This is a genomic window from Diaphorobacter sp., from assembly GCF_050251835.1.
Classification (GTDB): Bacteria; Pseudomonadota; Gammaproteobacteria; order Burkholderiales; family Burkholderiaceae_C; genus JBFXIE01.
Window position 1 is genome coordinate 36393 of the sequence record NZ_JBFWLZ010000026.1, and the last position, 7352, is coordinate 43744.

The 7352-nt window shown below is 63.5% G+C and carries 4 protein-coding genes and 1 pseudogene; 2 read left to right on the top strand and 3 right to left on the bottom strand.

All coding sequences use genetic code 11. The annotated features are described in order from the left end of the window. Window positions 1-176: 176 nt before the first annotated feature. Window positions 177-2267, bottom strand: coding sequence for an excinuclease ABC subunit UvrB (gene uvrB, locus AB7E35_RS10225; protein WP_428163725.1), 2091 nt, complete (start codon window positions 2265-2267; stop codon window positions 177-179). A gap of 122 nt (window positions 2268-2389) precedes the next feature. Between uvrB and AB7E35_RS10230 the strand changes: the two genes are divergently transcribed. Next, window positions 2390-3586: an amino acid aminotransferase gene (locus tag AB7E35_RS10230; RefSeq protein WP_428163724.1), complete on the top strand. Its 1197-nt coding sequence runs from the start codon at window positions 2390-2392 to the stop codon at window positions 3584-3586. A gap of 146 nt (window positions 3587-3732) precedes the next feature. Here the strand turns inward: AB7E35_RS10230 and AB7E35_RS10235 are convergent, their stop codons facing one another. Continuing rightward, the gene (locus AB7E35_RS10235; protein ID WP_428163723.1) at window positions 3733-6159 is read right to left on the bottom strand and encodes a YgiQ family radical SAM protein; all 2427 of its coding nucleotides are present in this window, start codon (window positions 6157-6159) and stop codon (window positions 3733-3735) included. A 113-nt stretch (window positions 6160-6272) separates the two neighbouring features. Between AB7E35_RS10235 and AB7E35_RS10240 the strand changes: the two genes are divergently transcribed. Next, window positions 6273-6875 carry an IMPACT family protein gene (locus tag AB7E35_RS10240; protein ID WP_428163722.1) on the top strand — a complete coding sequence of 201 codons (603 nt, stop codon included), beginning with the start codon at window positions 6273-6275 and terminating at the stop codon, window positions 6873-6875. Between the two features lie 32 nt (window positions 6876-6907). Here the strand turns inward: AB7E35_RS10240 and AB7E35_RS10245 are convergent. Beyond that, window positions 6908-7060, bottom strand: a pseudogene (locus AB7E35_RS10245) (transposase); the annotation flags it as partial. Window positions 7061-7352: the final 292 nt, after the last annotated feature.

Below are 7352 nucleotides of genomic sequence, written 5' to 3' on the forward strand. Positions count from 1 at the left end.
CGTCTCCACCCATTCCCTGAAGCGCCCCAGCAATCGCCGCAGCTTTCAAGGCCCTTGTTTGTTGTGGGCTTTCTTTCCTGAGTATTTCAGGCAAGTATAACACAAATCCCTATTGTTTTTGTCGGGTAACTAGACGATACAGTCGCGTTTTCACCTCGCAGGTCGCGTTTTCAGCGCTACGCGGCGGAAATGTGATCTCCACCGTGTGCTCCAAAAACCCGGTCTTTGAGATGCGCCAGCTGATCGCGCACGTGTGCCGCCTGTTCGAACTCCAGGTTGCGCGCGTGTTCCAGCATGCGCTTTTCAAGGCGCTTGATCTCTCGGGCAATGTCCTTTTCCGACATCTCGTCCAGTTCCGCATGGCGTGCGGCTTCCTGCTCCAGCCGCTGCGCCTCCTGCCCCGCTTTTTCGCTATAGACACCGTCAATCAGGTCTCTTACCTGCTTGACAATGCTGCGCGGCGTGATTCCGTGGGCTTCGTTGTATGCGATCTGTTTGGTGCGGCGGCGTTCCGTTTCACCGATGGCTTTTTTCATCGACTCGGTGACGCGGTCGGCGTACAAGATGGCCTTGCCGTTCAAATTGCGTGCTGCCCGGCCTATGGTCTGGATCAGGCTGCGCTCGGCGCGCAGAAAGCCTTCCTTGTCGGCGTCCAGAATGGCCACCAGCGACACCTCGGGGATATCCAGCCCTTCGCGCAGCAAGTTGATGCCCACCAGCACGTCAAAGGCCCCCAGCCGCAGGTCGCGGATGATTTCCACGCGCTCCACGGTGTCGATGTCGGAATGCAGATAGCGCACCTTCACGCCGTTGTCGGTCAAATAGTCGGTCAGCTGTTCGGCCATGCGCTTGGTCAGGGTGGTGATGAGCACACGCTGGCTTAGTTCGACGCGGATGCGGATTTCCTGCAGCACGTCGTCCACCTGATGGGTGGCGGGACGCACTTCCACCTCGGGATCCACCAGGCCGGTAGGCCGCACCACCTGATCCACCACCTGGCTGGAGTGCTCTTTTTCATAGTCCGCCGGCGTGGCTGACACAAAGATCACCTGGCGCATGCGCTGCTCAAACTCTTCAAACTTGAGCGGCCGGTTGTCCAGCGCCGACGGCAACCGGAAACCATATTCGACCAGCGTGGTCTTGCGCGAGCGGTCGCCGTTGTACATGGCGGACAGCTGCCCGATCATCTGGTGGCTCTCGTCCAGGAACATGACCGCATCCTTGGGCAGATAGTCGGTCAGCGTGCTGGGCGGCTCGCCGGGCGCCGCGCCCGACAGGTGGCGGGTGTAGTTCTCGATGCCCTTGCAATGCCCCACTTCGCTGAGCATCTCCAGGTCAAAGCGCGTGCGCTGCTCCAGGCGCTGGGCCTCCACCAGCTTGCCCTCGGCCACCAGGTGCTTGAGGCGCGCGTCCAGCTCCTGCTTGATGGTCTCCACGGCGGCCAGCACCTTGTCGCGCGGCGTCACGTAGTGGCTGCTGGGGTACACCGTGAAGCGCGGAATTTTTTGCTGGATACGGCCCGTGAGCGGGTCAAACAGCTGCAGGCTGTCCACCTCGTCATCAAACAGCTCAATGCGTACCGCCAGCTCGGAATGCTCGGCCGGAAACACGTCGATGGTGTCGCCGCGCACGCGAAACTTGCCGCGGCTGAAGTCCTGGTCATTGCGCTGGTACTGCATGCGGATCAGCTGCGCGATCACATCACGCTGGCTGACCTGGTCGCCCACGCGCAGCGTCATGATCATGCGGTGGTAGCTCTCGGGCTCGCCAATGCCGTAGATGGCCGACACCGTGGCCACGATGACCACGTCGCGCCGCTCCAGCAGGCTTTTGGTGCACGACAGGCGCATCTGCTCGATGTGCTCGTTGATGGCGCTGTCCTTTTCGATGAACAGGTCGCGCTGGGGCACATAGGCTTCGGGCTGGTAGTAGTCGTAGTAGCTGACGAAGTACTCCACCGCATTCTTCGGGAAGAACTCGCGAAACTCGCTGTACAGCTGCGCGGCCAGCGTCTTGTTGGGCGCAAAAATGATCGCCGGGCGCCCCAGGCGGGCAATCACGTTGGCCATGGTGAAGGTCTTGCCCGAGCCGGTCACGCCCAGAAGAGTCTGAAACACCTCGCCGTCGCGCACCCCCTCCACCAGCTTGGCAATGGCCGTCGGCTGGTCGCCCGCGGGTGGATAGGGCTGAAAGAGCTCGAACGGCGAATCCGGGAAGTGGACGAATTGCCCGGCAGTTGCGGGCGTGGTGGTGGCGTCTGTTTGCATGGCGGCAGTCGATGACACCCGGGCGACAGCCGGGCGCGCGTCGTTAAAATTGCGGGCTGACCCGAAAGCCTAATGCACATGGGGTCACGCAACGCGATTACCACCCCCCTCAAGGATTCACCATGTCTCTGTTTTCCACCGTCGAAATGGCACCCCGTGACCCCATCCTGGGCCTGAACGAGCAATTTGCCGCCGACACCAACCCCAACAAGGTCAACCTGGGCGTGGGCGTGTACTTTGACGACAACGGCAAGCTGCCGCTGCTGCAATGCGTGCAGGCCGCCGAAAAAGCCATGATGGACAAGCCCGCCGCGCGCGGCTATCTGCCCATCGACGGCATCGCCGCCTATGACAACGCCGTCAAGGGCCTGGTCTTTGGCAGCGACTCCGAGCCCGTCACCAGCGGCCGCGTGGCCACGGTGCAGGCCATCGGCGGCACCGGCGGCCTGAAGATCGGCGCCGACTTCCTGAAAAAAATCAGCCCGAATGCCAAGGTGCTGATCTCCGACCCCAGCTGGGAAAACCACCGCGCGCTGTTCACCAACGCCGGCTTCACGGTCGAGACCTACGCCTACTACGACGCAGCCAAGCGCGGCGTCAACTTCGAAGGCATGCTGGCCAGCCTGAACGCCGCTGCGCCCGGCACCATCGTCGTGCTGCACGCCTGCTGCCACAACCCCACGGGCTATGACATCACGCCCGCGCAGTGGGACCAGGTGGTTGCCGCCGTCAAGGCAAAGGGCTTGACCGCCTTCCTGGACATGGCCTACCAGGGCTTCGGCCACGGTATCGCCGAAGACGGCGCCGTGATTCAGAAATTTGTCGCTGCCGGCCTGACCTTCTTCGTGTCCACCTCGTTTTCCAAGAGCTTCAGCCTGTATGGCGAGCGCGTGGGCGCCCTGTCGGTGCTGTGCGACAGCAAGGAAGAAGCCGACCGCGTGCTGTCCCAGCTCAAGATCGTGATCCGCACCAACTATTCCAACCCGCCCACTCATGGTGGTGCCGTGGTCGCCGCCGTGCTGAACAACCCCGAATTGCGCGCCCTGTGGGAGAAGGAACTGGGCGAAATGCGCGTGCGCATCAAGGCCATGCGCCAGAAACTGGTGGACGGCCTGAAGGCCGCTGGCGTACAGCAGGACATGAGCTTCATGACCCAGCAGATCGGCATGTTCAGCTACTCGGGCCTGAGCAAAGAGCAAATGGTGCGCCTGCGCAGCGAGTTTGGCGTCTATGGCACCGACACCGGCCGCATCTGCGTGGCGGCGCTCAACAGCAAGAACATCGATCATGTCTGCCAGTCGATTGCCAAGGTAATCTGAGTCATCTGATCGCCTTTGCAGCCAGCCAACAAAAAACCGCCTTCGGGCGGTTTTTTTGTTTTAGGGCTCTAGCCCAATAAAAGCAAGCGCTGGCAGCTATCAACTTTGATGATGCCAAGCGCCTGCCACACCAGCAAGGGCCAGGATCAACGTCGCTTGCGCGGCGGCAGGCCGGTGTGCTGGGTCAGCATGCGCCCGGGCTGCGGCGCGCTGGAGCGAAAGCGCACGTCATCTTTCGGTTCCTGGTGTTCCTGCGGGCGGCGGCGCAGCGCAACGGCCTTGCCGTCCTTGTTGGTGGTATAGCCCACACCGCCTCCGCCGTCCTTGGGACCAGTGCTGTTCTTTTTGCGCGCACTCTGGTAGCTGCCATCCACCAGGGGCTGGAAGGTCGGGATCAGGTGGTGTTTGCCGTTGCCGATCAGGTCGGAGCGGCCCATGCTTTTGAGCGCCTCGCGCAGCAGCGGCCAGTTGTTGGGGTCGTGGTAGCGCAAAAAGGCCTTGTGCAGGCGTCGGCGCTTTTCGCCGCGCACGACATCCACCTGCTCTTCGGCCACGTCGCGCATCTGGCGGCGCACGCGAGTGAGCGGGTTGCGGCCCGTGTGGTACATGGCCGTGGCGCTGGCCATCGGGCTGGGGTAGAAGGCCTGCACCTGGTCGGCGCGAAAGCCGTTCTTCTTCAGCCAGACGGCCAGGTTGAGCATGTCCTCATCGGTGGTGCCGGGGTGCGCCGCGATGAAGTACGGGATCAGGTACTGCTTCTTGCCCGCCTCTTCGCTGTACTGCTCAAACATCTGCTTGAACCGGTCGTAGCTGCCGATGCCCGGCTTCATCATCTTGGACAGCGGACCCGCCTCGGTGTGCTCGGGGGCGATTTTCAGGTAGCCGCCCACATGGTGCTGCACCAGCTCTTTCACGTATTCGGGCGATTGCACCGCCAGGTCATAACGCAGGCCCGAGCCAATCAAAATCTTCTTGATGCCCGGCAGCGCGCGCGCCCGGCGGTAGATTTTGATCAGCGGGCCGTGGTCGGTGTGCAGGTTCTGGCAGATGCCGGGGAACACGCAACTGGGCTTGCGGCACGCGGCTTCGATGTCGGGGCTTTTGCAGCCCAGGCGGTACATGTTGGCGGTGGGACCGCCCAGGTCGGAGATGGTGCCGGTGAAACCCTTCACCTTGTCGCGGATGTCCTCCACCTCTTGGATGATCGAATCCTCGGAGCGGCTCTGGATGATGCGCCCTTCGTGCTCGGTGATGGAGCAGAAGGTGCAGCCACCAAAGCAGCCGCGCATGATGTTGATGGACGCGCGAATCATCTCCCACGCCGGAATCTTGGTGGCCCCGTCGTGGCTGCCGGCCTCGTCAGCGTAACTGGGATGCGGGTTGCGCGCGTACGGCAGGCCGAACACCCAGTCCATCTCATCCGTGGTGAGCGGGATGGGCGGCGGGTTCAGCCACACATCGCGCGCCGTGGCGCCCTCGCCGTGCGCCTGCACCAGCGCGCGGGCGTTGCCGGGGTTAGTCTCCAGGTGCAGCACGCGGTTGGCGTGGGCATACAGCACAGGGTCGGCCTTGACCTGCTCGTAGCTGGGCAGGCGGATCACGGTGCGGTCGCGCGGGGGCAGCGGCCGACCGCTACGGCCCCTGGCGGGTAGCGCCGGATTGGGCACGATCTGCACGGTCTTCAAGCCTTTTTGGCCTGCAGCGCTTATAGAACCAGCGCTGGAAGCTACAGAATCAGTAGCGCCGTCCTGCGCGCATGACTGCCCCTGGGCCGCGGCCTGCTCGCTGGTGGTCATGTAGGGGTTGATATGTTCTTCCACGCGGCCGGGCTCGTCCACCTCGGTGGAGTCGATCTCGAACCAGCCGGGCTCGGACGCGCGCCGCACAAAGGCCGTGCCGCGCACGTCGGTGATCTGCTCCACTGGCTCGCGCCGCGCGATGCGGTGGGCCACCTCGACCAGCGCACGCTCGGCATTGCCGTACAGCAAGATGTCGCACTTGCTGTCCACCACGATGGAGCGGCGCACCTTGTCGCTCCAGTAGTCGTAGTGGGCGATGCGGCGCAAGCTGCCTTCGATGCCGCCCAGCACGATGGGCACGTCCTTGTACGCCTCGCGGCAGCGCTGGCTGTAAACCACGGCGGCGCGGTCGGGGCGCTTGCCGCCCACGTCGCCGGGGGTGTAGGCGTCGTCGCTGCGGATCTTGCGGTCCGCCGTGTAGCGGTTGATCATCGAATCCATGTTGCCGGCGGTCACGCCCCAGAACAGGTTGGGCTTGCCCAGCGCCCTGAACGCATCGGCGCTGTGCCAGTCCGGCTGCGCGATGATCCCCACGCGAAAGCCCTGCGCCTCCAGCACCCGCCCGATCACCGCCATGCCAAAACTGGGGTGATCCACATAGGCGTCACCCGTCACCAGCACCACGTCGCAGCTGTCCCAGCCCAGCTGCTCCATCTCGGCGCGGCTCATGGGCAGGTACGGCGCCACGCCAAAGCGCTTGGCCCAGTAAGGGCGGTAGCTGGTCAACGGCTTGGCGTTGCGCGGGAAAAAGGAAACATCGATCGGGGCGTTCATGGGCGGGCCTGCTGGGTGGGGCCGGGCATTTTAGAAGCCGCGCGCCGTTCGCGCCCGTCCTGCCCGTATGGCCCTTGGCGCAGCCAGCCCATGGGGTAAGCTAGTGCGCCGCCATGCCCTTCACCCTCAGCACGCCCGTCACCAGCGAACTCATCATCAAAAAGAGCCGCTTCATCGGCTGCGTGCAGCCCATGCAGGATCGCGCCAGCGCGCAAGCCGCGGTCGATGCGCTCTGGCAACAGCACCCCGGCGCAGCTCATATCTGCTGGGCGCTGCTGGCGGGCGGCCAGTCTGCGGCGGTGGACGACGGCGAGCCCAGCGGCACCGCCGGACGGCCCATGCTGGACGTGCTGCGCCACCAGGATCTGGAAGGCGTGCTGGCCACCGTGGTGCGCTACTTCGGCGGGGTGAAGCTGGGCGCGGGCGGCCTGGTGCGCGCCTACACCGACACGGTGGCCCAGGCCCTGTTGCAGGCCGACAAGGTGCCGCTGCAGCGCATGTGCACCCTGCACTGCCAGGTGCCATATGCGCTGGAGGGCCTGGTGCGGCGCGAGGTCGAACTGGCCGGTGCCACTTTGATCGGGGTGCACCACGGCACACTGGTGCAATTGCAGATACGCCTGCCCGAAGCACAAGCCGCAGCCTTCGAACAGCGCCTCAACGACAGCGGCCAAGGCCGCGTGGGATGGGTAGCGCAGACGGCGTTGAGCAGTTGACTGATCCTGCCGCACTTGTGCTGGGCCAAATGCGAGACCGTCATGCCCGAGAACTGGCTCTTCCACTTGTAGTAGGTCGGCTCGCTCACGCCATGCTTCCTGCATGTCTCGGCGACCTTGGCGCCCAGCTCGACCTCCTTGAGGACGCCGACTATCTGGGCTTCGCTGAATCTGGATTTCTTCATGTAGAGACTCCGTTGGTTTGGATTCTCTACTTCCAGATGGCTCAGGAATTCGAGGGGACTTCAGCGGCCAAGATAGCAAAGCCGCAGGCTCTTTCTGTCGCCGAAGAAGGGTAACGGAGGTAACGGGGTAACAAAGGTGCTACGACCTCCCCCATGACGCAAGGCAACGACCAGCATCAATGATTTCAGCCCCTACAGCCATGCTGTGGGGGCATTTTTATGTACTCGGACGGCGGCCAATCTTCAAAAAACCAATAAGGCTCTGGGCGTTGCGGAGGATGACTCTTGCCCT

Coding starts and splice junctions, on each gene's coding strand:
- AB7E35_RS10240 (WP_428163722.1), top strand. CDS start 6,273: ATGCCCTTCACCCTCAGCACGCCCGTCACCAGCGAACTCATCATCAAA.
- uvrB (WP_428163725.1), bottom strand. CDS start 2,267: ATGCAAACAGACGCCACCACCACGCCCGCAACTGCCGGGCAATTCGTC.
- AB7E35_RS10235 (WP_428163723.1), bottom strand. CDS start 6,159: ATGAACGCCCCGATCGATGTTTCCTTTTTCCCGCGCAACGCCAAGCCG.
- AB7E35_RS10230 (WP_428163724.1), top strand. CDS start 2,390: ATGTCTCTGTTTTCCACCGTCGAAATGGCACCCCGTGACCCCATCCTG.